General features: G+C 68.9%; 9 protein-coding genes. 5 read left to right on the top strand and 4 right to left on the bottom strand.

Annotated elements, in window-relative coordinates; all coding sequences use genetic code 11:
• Positions 1 to 765: 765 nt before the first annotated feature.
• From VNE60_12760 to VNE60_12745, 4 genes are all read right to left on the bottom strand, one after another.
• Entirely contained in the window at positions 766 to 1,983 is a 1,218-nt protein-coding gene (locus tag VNE60_12760; GenBank protein ID HVB32393.1) for an SGNH/GDSL hydrolase family protein, read from the bottom strand.
• Between the two features lie 60 nt (positions 1,984 to 2,043).
• Positions 2,044 to 3,429: an outer membrane protein transport protein gene (locus tag VNE60_12755; protein HVB32392.1), complete on the bottom strand. Its 1,386-nt coding sequence runs from the start codon at positions 3,427 to 3,429 to the stop codon at positions 2,044 to 2,046.
• A gap of 259 nt (positions 3,430 to 3,688) precedes the next feature.
• Positions 3,689 to 6,619, bottom strand: coding sequence for a hypothetical protein (locus VNE60_12750; GenBank protein ID HVB32391.1), 2,931 nt, complete (start codon positions 6,617 to 6,619; stop codon positions 3,689 to 3,691).
• 43 nt (positions 6,620 to 6,662) lie between these two features.
• Positions 6,663 to 6,845: a hypothetical protein gene (locus VNE60_12745; GenBank protein ID HVB32390.1), complete on the bottom strand. Its 183-nt coding sequence runs from the start codon at positions 6,843 to 6,845 to the stop codon at positions 6,663 to 6,665.
• Positions 6,846 to 6,948: 103 nt separating this feature from the next.
• Here VNE60_12745 and tilS point away from each other — a divergent pair, with 103 nt between their 5' ends.
• From tilS to cdaA, 5 genes are read left to right on the top strand one after another with little or no spacing between them, the layout of a single operon-like run.
• Positions 6,949 to 8,244 carry a tRNA lysidine(34) synthetase TilS gene (gene tilS / locus VNE60_12740; protein ID HVB32389.1) on the top strand — a complete coding sequence of 432 codons (1,296 nt, stop codon included), beginning with the start codon at positions 6,949 to 6,951 and terminating at the stop codon, positions 8,242 to 8,244.
• A gap of 10 nt (positions 8,245 to 8,254) precedes the next feature.
• Positions 8,255 to 8,776 (top strand): hypoxanthine phosphoribosyltransferase, encoded by a 522-nt coding sequence (hpt, locus tag VNE60_12735; GenBank protein ID HVB32388.1) that lies wholly within the window; start codon positions 8,255 to 8,257, stop codon positions 8,774 to 8,776.
• The gene (gene ftsH, locus VNE60_12730; GenBank protein ID HVB32387.1) at positions 8,777 to 10,765 is read left to right on the top strand and encodes an ATP-dependent zinc metalloprotease FtsH; all 1,989 of its coding nucleotides are present in this window, start codon (positions 8,777 to 8,779) and stop codon (positions 10,763 to 10,765) included.
• A gap of 23 nt (positions 10,766 to 10,788) precedes the next feature.
• Positions 10,789 to 11,694: a dihydropteroate synthase gene (gene folP / locus VNE60_12725; protein ID HVB32386.1), complete on the top strand. Its 906-nt coding sequence runs from the start codon at positions 10,789 to 10,791 to the stop codon at positions 11,692 to 11,694.
• Positions 11,691 to 12,491: a diadenylate cyclase CdaA gene (gene cdaA, locus VNE60_12720; GenBank protein ID HVB32385.1), complete on the top strand. Its 801-nt coding sequence runs from the start codon at positions 11,691 to 11,693 to the stop codon at positions 12,489 to 12,491. Before folP ends, cdaA begins: the two co-directional genes overlap by 4 nt.
• The last annotated feature ends 6 nt before the right edge of the window (positions 12,492 to 12,497 follow it).

The raw sequence follows: 12,497 nt of genomic DNA, 5'->3' as shown, positions 1-12,497 counted from the left end.
GCCTGAACCGGTCCGCTTGTGGGCATTCGACCGGCAATCGTTGGTGGCGTCTGCACCGGACGGCGGCAACTCTCTACGCGGCCGACGGCGATTGGATAGCTGCAGGAGGTGAACGGAGCCTCACGCCGTGCAGGCTGCGGGCATGGTCCGGTGCGGCGGGAAGGGCCCGGCGGCTCGTACTCGGATCGTGGTCGCATGCTGCATCCAGGCGCCAGATTCGCGGCCAAGCCGCGACGGCGCTGTCACCGGACTGGAAGAATTGTCGTGTTGATGAAGATATGGTGATGTACTTTCTCATGTGTCTTATAAATCATATCAACACGTCAGTTAACACAACATCACATTTATTACGTCTAGTGGTTCATGGCCCGTACGCGCGTCATTTCTCAGTGGGATGCGCCATCGCGCCGTACGTTCGCTCGGGCTCGGCAAGTCGCCGGCCGCGCAGGCTGTAGTTGACGACGCTGGCAGTTATCCACACCCCGTCCAGCGCCGGATTCTGATCGGCCCGACGCGCTCAGCCAGGCATCGCGCCACCGGTCAGGTGCTCCGGCTGGATCGCCAGGCATCGCTTGGCCAGCGTGCCAGGCGGAATCCGACCAGGACATGTCCCCACTCCATTCGACCAGAGCTTCCAGCTTGCCGGCCGCCGGTCATGTCATGATGTCATGCATGATCAGGCCATGGGCTCCTCGGCGGACCGGACAAAAAAAGAGGGGCGGTCAGAGACCGCCCCTCCTTTCATTCCGTGTGGACCCGCCTTGCCTACGACCCAGGCACGTGCCTCACCGAAGTCCCGTACTTGGCGTTGATCGCGTCGATCAAGGAGTTGGCGATCAGGATATGCGTGGAACTGCTGGGATGGACGCCGTCCAGCGAGAAGGCGGTGCCGAATGTCTGCGTGGCGCTGGCCAGATTGGGGGGATAGTTGATCGCGCCCGGAACCGCCGCCAACTGGGCCAGCACGGGGTTCGGGTCCCAGTAGGCAAACCCAACGCTGTCGGCCTTGGCCTTGATGTAGGCGTTATACGCGCTGATGGTGTTGTACACGGTGGCCTGCTCGGCGGCATCGAGTACGAAGAGGTCGCCGTCCAGAGGGTGCAGCGCGCTGGGCGTCTTGACGCAGTGGATGGTGGCCGAGACCAGGCCGGCCTTGATGGCACCCGTGATCTGGATGTTGATCAGCGAGTTCACGCCCGGTGGGGTGAGGCAGTCCGGGGCGGGTGAGACCGCCGTACCTGCCGCGAAGCTAAGCCCACCGTCGAAGGCCGGGCTCTGGAGCGCCGCCGCCGGAAAGAGCTGAGGGGCGGCAGCCACCTGGACCACGCCCAGCAGGACGCCCTTGATGTTCGGGGCGCCGGCAATCAACTGGCTCATCATCGCCGCGTAGTTCGTGATGAACGTGGGCACGGGCGTGGGCGGCGCGGTGATGCCTGCTGCCGCGGGCGGTAGTCCGGCCAGCGCCGTGGCCAGGATGTCATTGTTGCCGATCCAGATGGTGGCGAAGGTGGGCTTGGCCACGAGCGCGCGCTGAACCTGCGTCATGCCGCCAAGGACGAAGGTGGTGAGCGGGTTGGGGCCGCTGCCAAGGATCGACGTGGGGTCGATCGAATTGGCCCCCGGCACCGCGACGTTATTCAGCACGTCGGTGATCGAGGTCGGGGTACGCAGGTAGCAGCTGGTGCTCGTGCTGGGCGGGTAGCCCGGCGGCGTCACGCGGGCCTGCGTCTGGAAGTTGGCGATCGGCGGCGGGCACCCCGGGTTGGCCAGCGACGGGTACGTGAACCGCGTGCCGAACTGCTGGGCCAGCAGTACCGGAAAGGCGCGCTGCTGGGTGGAGTCGTCGATGCCGCCCGATTGATAGCCCGAGGTGAGGCTGTTTCCGAGCGCGACATAGCTCTGGAACATGGCGCCGCCGGTGTACAGCGGGCCCGTGGTGTGTTCGGCTTGGCAGCCGGCCAGGATCCCAAGGAGCCCAGCCACCGCTGCGCCGCGAAGGAGATTCGAAGTGCGAGACATTCCGTATTCTCCGGGTGGCTGGTCTTAGAACGAGGCCTTGAGGCTGACCGAGATGATATTGGCGGACAGTGTGTACACGCCGTCGTTGAACGACGGCTGGCTGGCGCTTGACCGCCCGACGATGCGGCCACGACGCCCAGGCGTCCACACGTAGGCGTATGCGGCGTCGATCGTCCACGCCTTGCCGAGTGGGATGCCGAGGCCGGCGGTGTAGTTCATGCGGTCCTGATCGGGAAGGATCGGCGTTACGGTCTGGTCAGGCGCTGCCGCCGCGACCCCCGCGAACCCCACGCGCCACTGCCAGCTGTTGGCGCCGGTGTACTGCGCGCCCATTCGGATGGCGGACGAGTTGTTGTAGTCCTCGACCTGGGTGGTATTGAGCGCCGGGTTGGCGAACTGCACGTCGAGCGAGTGGAACCGCTTCCAACCCACCCAGTAGTAGTCGGCACTCAGGAGCCAGCGGTCGAACCCGTCGTAGCCCACGCCGACCTCGGCCTGGTCGGGGTGCGCGATCTCTGTGGCGCCGCTTTGCGCCACGAGGGCGCCGGAAGTGAACTGGCTGGCCACCAGCGCGTCGACCGGCGTTCCGGCGGGCGCACCCAGCGGGTTGCCGTTGGACAGGGTGAGGCCCGTGGGAACCTGCTGGAAGGTGGCCTTGCCGTTGCTGTAGTTGAAGTTCAGCGACGACAGATAGCGAGCGCCCATGGTCCAGTGCTTGGCGATCTTTCCGTACACGCCGAGCGCGAACCCGTAGGACATGGCGCTTCCCTTGAGCGTGCCGCGTGCGAACTCGGTGCCCTGCGCAATGCCCAGCATGCCAAAGGTGATGGGGCCGGTTGGTCCAGCGCTCGCGGTCTGCTGGGATAGATCCGCGCTCTGGATGAGTTCGACCGTGGAGTGCCCGATCACCGGGCCGCCGCCGATCATCCAGTTGTCGTTGATCTTCCACGCGATGTTGGGCTGGAAATAGATGGTCTGGATGGCCGCTTTATCGGCCACGAACCGGCCCGGAAAGTTGCCCGGCCACTCCGACGTGAGGCCATACGGCACGTACACGCCGAATCCCCACGCCAGGTTGTCGCTCTGCTTGTGATTGAAGTAGACGTTCGGGACGTAGGCCGTGGGGATGTCCGTCTGCCAGCGCCCGAGCAGGCTGTCCCGCGTGAACGTGCCCTTGACGGCGATCGAGGTGGCGCCGAGCACGAGCGAGTTGCCGGAAAGCGCGGCCGCGAACGCGGGATTCGAGAATATGGTGGACGCATCCTGGCACGGAGAGCCGGTGACGGCGTAGCCGCGTCCGATGCCGCAGCTGTTCATCTCGTTCAGTCCGAACCCCTGAGCGAATGCCGTCGCGGGTAGCGCGAGGACGGCCAGTGCCAGGCCGTATCGCGAAAAACGGTGAAGACTCATCTCCATCCTCCTGTGAGTCCCGGCCGTGCACGGTGCGCGGTCGGATCTGGGGGGACTACCTGCTGGGAAACGTCACCGTCGTGTTCCGCGCAACCCGCTGCCGCGTCACGAACGAAGACGGACACGCACGAGCGCCTCTTACATAGGAACAAAAGTGTACACTCTTCTCTCCCGTCCGGCAGGGGGGAATTTTCCCGAATTCCTATTGGGACACTCCCATTCCCAGTGTCTGGCATGCGGGGGGGAGGGGTGCGACCGGCTACGGCGTGTACCGAACGGTGGAAAACAGGGTTGTCCGGGCGGCGAAGGGGGCGTCGAGCGATCGCGCCACTCCCAGCCGGATGTCGAAGCCCGGCAGATAGGCCTGGGACAGGCGGCCCATGGCCATCCGCGCCTCAATGCCAAACGCGCGGTGCCACGTCGAGAAGCGCGTGCCGGAGCTCACGCTCACTCCCTCGTAGAACGGCGTGAAGAAACCGAATGGAAGCGCGGCCCGATAGGCGAGAAGGGAACTTTGTGTGCCCGGTTGGCTCGGGCGCGCGGCGCCCGTGGGCAGGGCCGGCATGGCGAAGCGCGCCGCGGTGAGGCTCGAGTCCACGAGCGGCGACGCGAACCCTCCCGCCGCGAACCGCTCGGAGGCCAGCGTGCTTCCCGACATCCGCCCGTACGTCACGTGCGCCGAGAACGGCACCGGGCCCACGCCGGACGATCCGATCCACGCGCCGACGATGGCTCGCGCCACGTCGTCGAGGCCGGCGCGTCCGCCGTCCACGTGCACCGCCAACCGTTCGGCCGTGTTGCGCGTGCCGCTCGACTGTCGCAGGGTGCCGTCCCACTCGGCGAACGCCACGGTTCGTGTGAGCGGCCAGGCGGCTTCGGCCAGGGACAGGCGTTCCGCGCCGGCGCCGGCGCGAGCGCGCCACCCCCACAGATCGCCCCGCGTCTGGAACGTGGCGGCCAACGCCGCGCCGCGCCGCGAACCATCGAGCGCGGTGCCGAGCGCCTCGTCGATCGGGCCGCGCGATACCGTCTGCGCGGCCCAGTGCGCGTTCAACTCCAGGGCCACGCGCTCGCCGCGCCACGCCAGGGCAACCGCGGCGCCGTGCCATTGCGCGTCGGTGCCGACCGCCGCGGTGAGCAATCCGGTCAGGCGTCCGATCACGTCGGTGTTCACGGCACTCACGCTGAGCGCCGTGCCGTCGGCGCCCACGGTCTCTCCCGGGAGGTAGCGCGTGTGCCGTGGACCGAGGCCGTACGGCGTGGGGCCCACCACCGAATTCGTGGGCATCGGGTTCCGCGCCTGTGGCAGTGGCGGCGACGCGGCGCCGAAGCGACCGAGGATGTCGGGCGCGGTGCCTGCGGTCGTGTCGCGCGGCAGGCGGCGCAGATCATAGCCGCCGGCGTGCAGGCTCAGGAACCACACCGATCCGTCCGCGGGATCCACCGCCGGCGCGACGGCGGCGCCGGTGACGCGGGTGAGCGTTCGCTCGGCGCGCGTGGCGAAGTCAAACTCCGCGAGGTTGATCATGCCGCCGCGATCGGACGCGTACACCAGCGCGTGGCTCGAAGGCGTGAAGGTGGCATCGTAGCGGTTGGCGTCGTCGGCCAGGGGAAGGGCGGACGGCCGGCGGCCGTCGCTGTCGGAAATGAGCAATTCCCAATGTCCGTTGGCCGACGCGCTCACCACGAACCGCGTGCCGTCGGGCGAGAATCGGGGCCGGAAGTACGAGCGCTCCGGCGTGCCGGCCAGCAGCGTCGTCACGCGACCGGATTCGAGATCCACGCGCACCACGTCGCAGCTTCCGGCAGCGCACCGCGTGGCCACGGCCATGCGACCGTCGGGTGAGGGATCGGCGTCCTGGATGGCCGCGTCGTAGGTCACGCGGCGGAGGCCGCCGCGCGCGCTATCCCATATGTAGAGATCGGGGCGCATCGTACCGTTGGCCTGCGCGGTGAGGTGGCTCACGAGCACGCGGCGCCCGTCGGGGAGAAACCGGGGCTGGACGAATCCGCGGCCATCCACGGCGCGCAGCGTCGCGATCGGCGATCGCGGCGCCGGATAGAACCGCCTGGCCGCCACATCTTCGGGGTCGCGCGCCAGCATCTCGCGCTGCCGGCGCTCGGCGGCGGTATCGGGCGGCGGCGCCTTGGTGGACCAGACCACGGTCCGCGGCGGGCCGGCGGCGGAGCGGAGCACGATGGCCACGCGTTGGCCGTCGGGCGACAGCGCGGGGTCGCCGGTGGCCCAATCGAGATGCTGCACCATGTGGCCGGCCACCACGCCCTGCGCCGCCACGGCGCGCTCGGCGTCGGTGGCCTGCGCGGTGAGCTGTGCGGCAAAGCGGCCGTACAGCGCGCGCGGCGAATCGCCGAACACGCCGGCAAAGGCGTCGTCGAACGGCCGCTCCACGCGCGCCGTGGCGCGGCGCCACACGTGCACAAGGCTGGAGTCGCCCTGCTGCTGCGCCAGCCATTCGAGGAATGCCGAGCCGGCGAGGTAGGCGAAGTCCTGGCCTTCGAACGCGCCCCAGTCGCTCAGCTGCGCGTACGTGGGGAGCCGCCCTTCGAGCGCCCACTGCCTGAGGACGGCGGCCCGCCACGCGCCGTTGGGCCGGCCGCTGCCGGTGACCTGTCCTTCCACGTAGGTGGCGTAGCCCTCGATGGCCCAGCGTGGGAGCTTGCGCACCAGCGGGCCGACGTTGGCGGGCAGGAGCGCCCAGGCGAGGCGGTCCAGCGGATTGCGCGACGGGCGCGCGAGGTGCGCCATGTGCGCGAACTCGTGTACGGACAGCATCTCCCCCCACGTGCGGACGTTGCCGATGGCCTGGCGCGGGGTGGGGGGCACGGGCCAGAAGGTGATGACCGGCGAATCGATGAACGGGAGGGTGTAGCCGTTGGGCAGGTTGTACGGGTCGTCGATGACGATGTCCACGCGGTGGGTGGGTGTGAACCCGACGAGGCGAGACACGGCCGAGTCGACCCCTTCCATGTGCTCGGCCGCGTCGAGCGCCCAGCGCTCGAACTGCACCGGGTAGTGGAAGCGGAAGTGAGGGGTCTGGAGCGTGCGCCAGTCGAGGTAGGCGCGCGCGGGGTCCTGGCTCGAGGCGGGCGGCGCGGCGCCCAGCAGGAGGAGCGCGGCCAGGAGCAGCGGGAGCGGAATACGCGAGAGGGGCGAGGCTCTTCGCCTCACCCCTCGAGTGGTAGTGCGTGGGCCGTGGGTCACCGCACGGCGATCAGCCTTCGCCCCCGGCGCCCGGCTTCTTGCCCTGCATGATCTCGATCAGCCACGTGGCCGGGATGACGAACAGCGGCTGCAGGAACATCGGCAGCAGCGTGTTGATCCACACGAGCGCGATGTAGAACGCGCAGAGCGCGATGCCGACCCACAGTGTGGCGAGAGGACCCTGGGTGTTCAACGGACGCTCCTGAGTTCGAAAGATCGTGTGCCAAGATATCATCGAACGCGGCGATGTACCAGAGGGCGCTGGCCGCGCGGAGTGGGCGCGCTAGCTTTGGGGCGTGCGGGAATCCCGGCTGGTGCGACAGGTGGTGGGCGAGGTCCGGCGCGCGCTCGCTTCGGTGGACGGGCCGTTGGTTCTTGCCGTGTCGGGGGGCGGAGATTCGATGGCGCTCCTGGAGGCGGCGGCGCATGCGGCCCGCGGGCGGATCGCGGTGGTGGCCACGTATGACCACGGCACCGGGGCGGCGGCGCGGCGCGCGGTGCGCGTGGTGCGCGCGGCGTGCGCGCGGCTGTCGCTGCCCATGGTCTGCGGCGGCGGCACGGATCTGCCGCGCACCGAAGCCGCGTGGCGTGCGGCGCGTTGGAAATTCCTGCGCGGCGTGGCCGAAGCGCACGGGGCCCGCATCGCCACCGCGCACACGCGGGACGACCACGTGGAGACCGTGCTCATGCGGGCGTTGCGCGGGAGCGGCGCCCGCGGATTGGCGGGTCTCCATGCCGAAAGCGCAGTGGTCCGGCCGTTTCTGTCACTGGATCGCGGCACGGTCCGTGCGTTTGTCGAACAGGTGGGCGTGCCGTTCGTGGACGATCCGGCCAACGATTCGCGGCGCTATCTGCGCAATCGGGTGCGCCTCGATCTGCTGCCGGCCATGCGGCGGGCGCATCCGGGAATCGACGACGAGTTGCTGGATGTCTCGCGCGGGGCGGCGGCGGTGCGGCGGAAGTTGGAGGCGCGCGCGCGGCAGTTGTCGGTGGTGACGACGGACGGGGGGTTGGACGTTGCGGCCTCCAAGCTGGCCGGGTATTCTCGGGAATCCCTGGCGGCGGCGTGGCCGGCGATGGCGGCGCGGGTGGGGCTGACGCTGGACCGAAGGGGAACCGAAAGAGTCGTCGCGTTTACTATTAATGGTAGGGTTGGGCGCCGGGTGCAGGTTTCGGGCGGCTGGGAACTCCATGCCGGGCGCGAGCGGTTTGAGTTGCGGCGGACGGGTGGCGATGGACTGGCGGAGTTGGCGTTGCGGGGCGTGGGCCGCTGGGGCAGGTGGCGATTCGATGCCGGCCCGGATCGACCGGACGACCCGTGGACGGCCACCCTTCCGGCCGATGGAGAGTTGGTGGTCCGGCGCTGGCGGCCGGGCGACCGGATGATCGCGGCGGGCGCGACGCAGGCCCGGCGCGTGAAGCGGTTCCTGAGCGACGCCCGCATCTCGGGGGCCCGGCGGGTGCTGTGGCCGGTGGTGGTGTTGGACGGCACGGTGGTGTGGATTCCCGGAGTGCGCCGCGGCGATGCGGCAACCGCCCGGCCCGGGAGGCCGGAAGTGTCCTATGAGTGTGAGTTCGACGACCGCGGCTGATCCGCGCCTGATGGGTCGATCCGTCAAGCGCATCGTCTTCACCGAAGCGCAGATAGCGCAGCGCGTGCACGAGTTGGGCGAGGAGATCACCGCCGCGTATCCGGACGGCGAGCTGCTCGTGCTCGGGCTGCTGAAGGGGAGTTTTATATTTCTCAGTGATCTCGTCCGGCAGGTTCGGCGATCGCTGCAAGTGGATTTCCTCGTGGCGTCGAGTTACGGGGACGGGACCTCCTCGAGTGGGGCGGTGCGCTTGCTGTACGATCCCGAGACGACGCTGGAAGGGAAGCACATCCTGCTGGTGGAGGACATCGTGGACACGGGTCGGACGCTGAATCGTCTGCTGGAGTTGTTGAAGGGGCGGAATCCGCGGTCGCTCGAGATCTGCGCGTTGCTCCACAAGCACATCGCCGAAGAGCTGCATCACCCCACGCGGTTCGTCGGGTTCGACGCGCCGAACGAGTTCCTGGTGGGGTATGGTCTGGATCACGCAGAAAACTTTCGGCACATCCCGTACATCGCGAGCCTGCAGTAAATGCCAGCATCGACCCCTCCGAAACAACCGAAAGACGGCGCCAACTGGGGCCGCCTGTCCAAGACGATCTCGTTCTGGATCCTGATCATCCTCATTCCCGTGGCGCTGCTGCAGCTCTCGGGCGGGCGGAGCGATCAGGTGCCGGAGATCTCGTACACGCAATACAACAACGAGCTCGCGCGCGACAACATCAAGGACATCACGATCACGGCCGGCAAGACGGGCACGGGTGATTTCAATCAGCCGGTGAGCGTGGCGGGGCAGGACGTGAAGAAGTTCACGGTGCGCTACCCGGTGGAGAACTCCGAGGCCGAGGTGGCGAAGCTCAACGCCAAGAACGTGGACATCAAGGCGGAGGACGCGCGGCCGTCGATCCTGTCGATGGTGATGACGTTCCTGCCGTGGCTGCTGTTCCTGGGCATCTACATCTTCTTCTTCCGCCAGATGCAGCAGGGCGGGGCCAAGGCGTTCTCGTTCGGCAAGTCCAAAGCCAAGTTGCTCACGGGCGACACGCCGATGGTGACGTTCGCCGACGTGGCCGGCGCCGACGAGGCCAAGGAGGAGTTGGAGGAGATCATCGAGTTCCTGCGCGATCCGCAGAAGTTCACCAAGCTGGGTGGACGGCTGCCCAAGGGCGCGTTGCTCGTGGGGCCGCCGGGCACCGGCAAGACGCTGCTGGCGCGGGCCGTGGCCGGTGAGGCGAACCGTCCCTTCTTCTCGATGTCGGGCTCCGACTTCGTGGAGATGTTCGTGGGCGTGGGCGCGAGCCGCGTGCGCGATCTGTTCGAGCAGGGCAAGGCGACCGCGCCGTGCATCATCTTCATCGACGAGATCGACGCCGTGGGCCGGCACCGCGGCGCCGGGCTGGGCGGCGGGCACGACGAGCGGGAGCAGACGCTCAACCAGCTGCTGGTGGAGATGGACGGCTTCGAGTCGAACGACGGGGTGATCCTGATCGCGGCCACCAACCGGCCCGACGTGCTCGACCCGGCGCTGCTGCGTCCGGGCCGGTTCGATCGGCAGATCGTGGTGGACGCGCCGGACCTCAGGGGGCGCGAAGGCATTCTCAAGGTGCACCTGCGCAACAAGCCGATCGCGCCCGACGTGAACGTGACGACGCTGGCCCGCGGCACGCCGGGGATGGCGGGCGCCGACCTGGCCAACCTCGTGAACGAATCGGCGCTGCTCGCGGTGCGCCGCGGGCACGACAAGATCTTCATGACCGACCTCGAGGAAGCGAAGGACAAGGTCATGCTGGGCGCCGAGCGCAAGAGCATGGTGATGAAGGAGGACGAACGCCGTCTCACCGCGTACCACGAGGCGGGGCACGCCATCTGCGGCATCAAGACGCCGGGCAACGATCCGCTGCACAAGGTGACGATCGTGCCGCGCGGGCGCGCGCTGGGCCTCGCGTTCACGCTGCCCGAGGACGATCGCGTGTCGATCACCCGCCTGCAGATCGAGGCGGGGTTGGTGATGGCGTTCGGCGGACGGGCGGCGGAAGAGATCGTCTTCGGCCACGACCGCGTGACGACGGGCGCGGCGAGCGACATCCAGAAGGCGACGTCGATCTCCCGCCGCTACGTCACCCAGTGGGGATTGTCCGACGCGATCGGCCCGATCCTCGTGGGCGACAACGAGCACGATCTGTTCCTCGGTCGCGAGATCCAGCATCGGCGCGAGGTGTCCGAGCAGACGGCGCAGTTGGTGGACGCCGAGGTGAAGCGGGTGATCAACCGCGCGTTCGAGCGGGCCAAGGCGACGCTGCACGAAAACGTCGAGCTGCTGCACCTGGTGGCGGCGGCGCTGCTCGAGCGCGAGACGCTGACGCGCGACGACATCGCCGTGCTGATGCGCGGCGAGACGCTGCCGCCGCTGACGCCGCCGCCGTCGTTGGTGGTGGCGCCGCCGATGGCCGCTCCGATCGCGGCCGAGCCGCGCGCGGTGAACCCGCCGCTGTTGGGGGGGCCGGAGCCGTCGCCGGCGTGACGGCGGCCCCTCCTCGACGGCCGGTGACGGACGGGCGCGTATGGATGGTGCGCGGTGGCGCGCTCCGGCTGGACCGGCCCCGGATCCTGGGAATTCTCAACGTTACCCCCGACAGCTTCAGCGACGGGGGTGACTTTTTTTCCGTGGATGCCGCGGTGGCGCGCGCCGAGCAGATGGCGGCCGAGGGGGCCGACGTGATCGACGTGGGGGGCGAGAGCACGCGACCCCAGGGCGCCGAACCGGTGGACGCGGCGGAGGAGATGCGCCGGGTGCTGCCCGTGATCCGCGAGATCGCGCGGCGGATGCCGGCCACGCTGATCTCGGTGGATACGACCAAGGCGGTGGTGGCCGCGGCCGCGCTCGTCGAAGGCGCGCACGTGGTGAACGACGTGTCGGGGGGCCGGCTCGACGAGCGGCTGCCCGCGGTGTGCGCGCAGCACGGAGCGGGGCTGGTGGTGATGCATTCGCGGGGGACGGTGCGCGACATGGCCACCTACGTGCACGCCGACTACGACGACGTGGTGGGCGAGGTGGCGGCAGAGTTGGGCGCCCGAGTGGAGGAAGCGCGCGCGGCGGGCGTGCGCGCCGAGGCGATCGTGGTCGATCCCGGGATCGGATTCTCCAAACGCCCCGCGCACTCGCTGGCGGTGCTGGCCGGCCTCCCGCGCCTCGGCGCGCTGGGCCGTCCGATCCTGATCGGCGTTTCCCGCAAGCGATTCATCGGCGAGATCACGGGCGTCGCGGCGCCGGCGGAGCGGGTGGCCGGCACGATCGGCGCCAACGTCGCGGCGCTGATGCGCGGCGCGAGCCTGTTCCGAGTGCACGACGTGCTCGCCAACCGGCAGGCGCTCGACGCGGCATGGGCCGTGCTCGTGGCGGGCGACGGCGCGGGAGCGGACCCGTACCCCATGGCACGCGAGAGGGTATGACCGTTCTGGAGACGTTCCGGTTGATGCACCCCGGATGGCGCGATGCGATCGAGATCGTGATCGTGGCGATCGTGATGTACCGCGTGCTGCTGCTGTTCCAGCGCACGCGCGGCATCCAGATCCTGTTCGGCGTGCTGCTGTTGCTGGCGGCCTATGCGGTGGCCTGGCTGTTCAAGCTCGGGATGATCGTCGAGCTGTTGCGACTGCTGTTCTCCTACGGCGTGTTCGCGTTGCTCGTGATCTTCCAGCCGGAGTTGCGCGCGGCGCTGGCGCATCTGGGGCGCACGCCGATGGCCCGCTTCCTGCCGCGGATCGATGCCGGCGAGGTGGCTGACGTGATCGCCGAGGCAGTGGAGCGCCTGAGCCAGGCCCGCCTGGGCGCGATCATCGTCATGGAGCGGAAGGTGCCGCTGGACGACTACATCGAAACCGGGTCGGCGATGAAGGCCAGGGTGTCGGCCGATCTGCTGGTCACGATCTTCACGCCGCATTCGCCGCTCCATGACGGCGCGGTGATCGTGCGCCGCAACACGATTGTCGGCGCGGCGTGCATCCTGCCGCTCACGCAGCATGCGATGCGCGACCGCGCCCTGGGCACTCGGCACCGGGCCGCGCTTGGAATTGCCGAGGAAACCGACGCCGTGGTGATCGTGGTGTCGGAGGAGACGGCGCAGATCGCCGTGGCGGCGCAGGGCCGCCTGTGGCGCGACGTGACGCCGGGGTACGTGCGGGACCGCCTGGCCGGCGTGGCCACCGAGGACGGGTTCGAGGTGCCGCTGTCCGCGGCGTCCCTCTGAGCGCGC

The organism is Gemmatimonadaceae bacterium, from assembly GCA_035533755.1.
Classification (GTDB): Bacteria; Gemmatimonadota; Gemmatimonadetes; order Gemmatimonadales; family Gemmatimonadaceae; genus JAGWRI01.
Note: the sequence above shows the minus strand (reverse complement) of the source record. Positions and strands in the feature narration are given on the sequence as shown.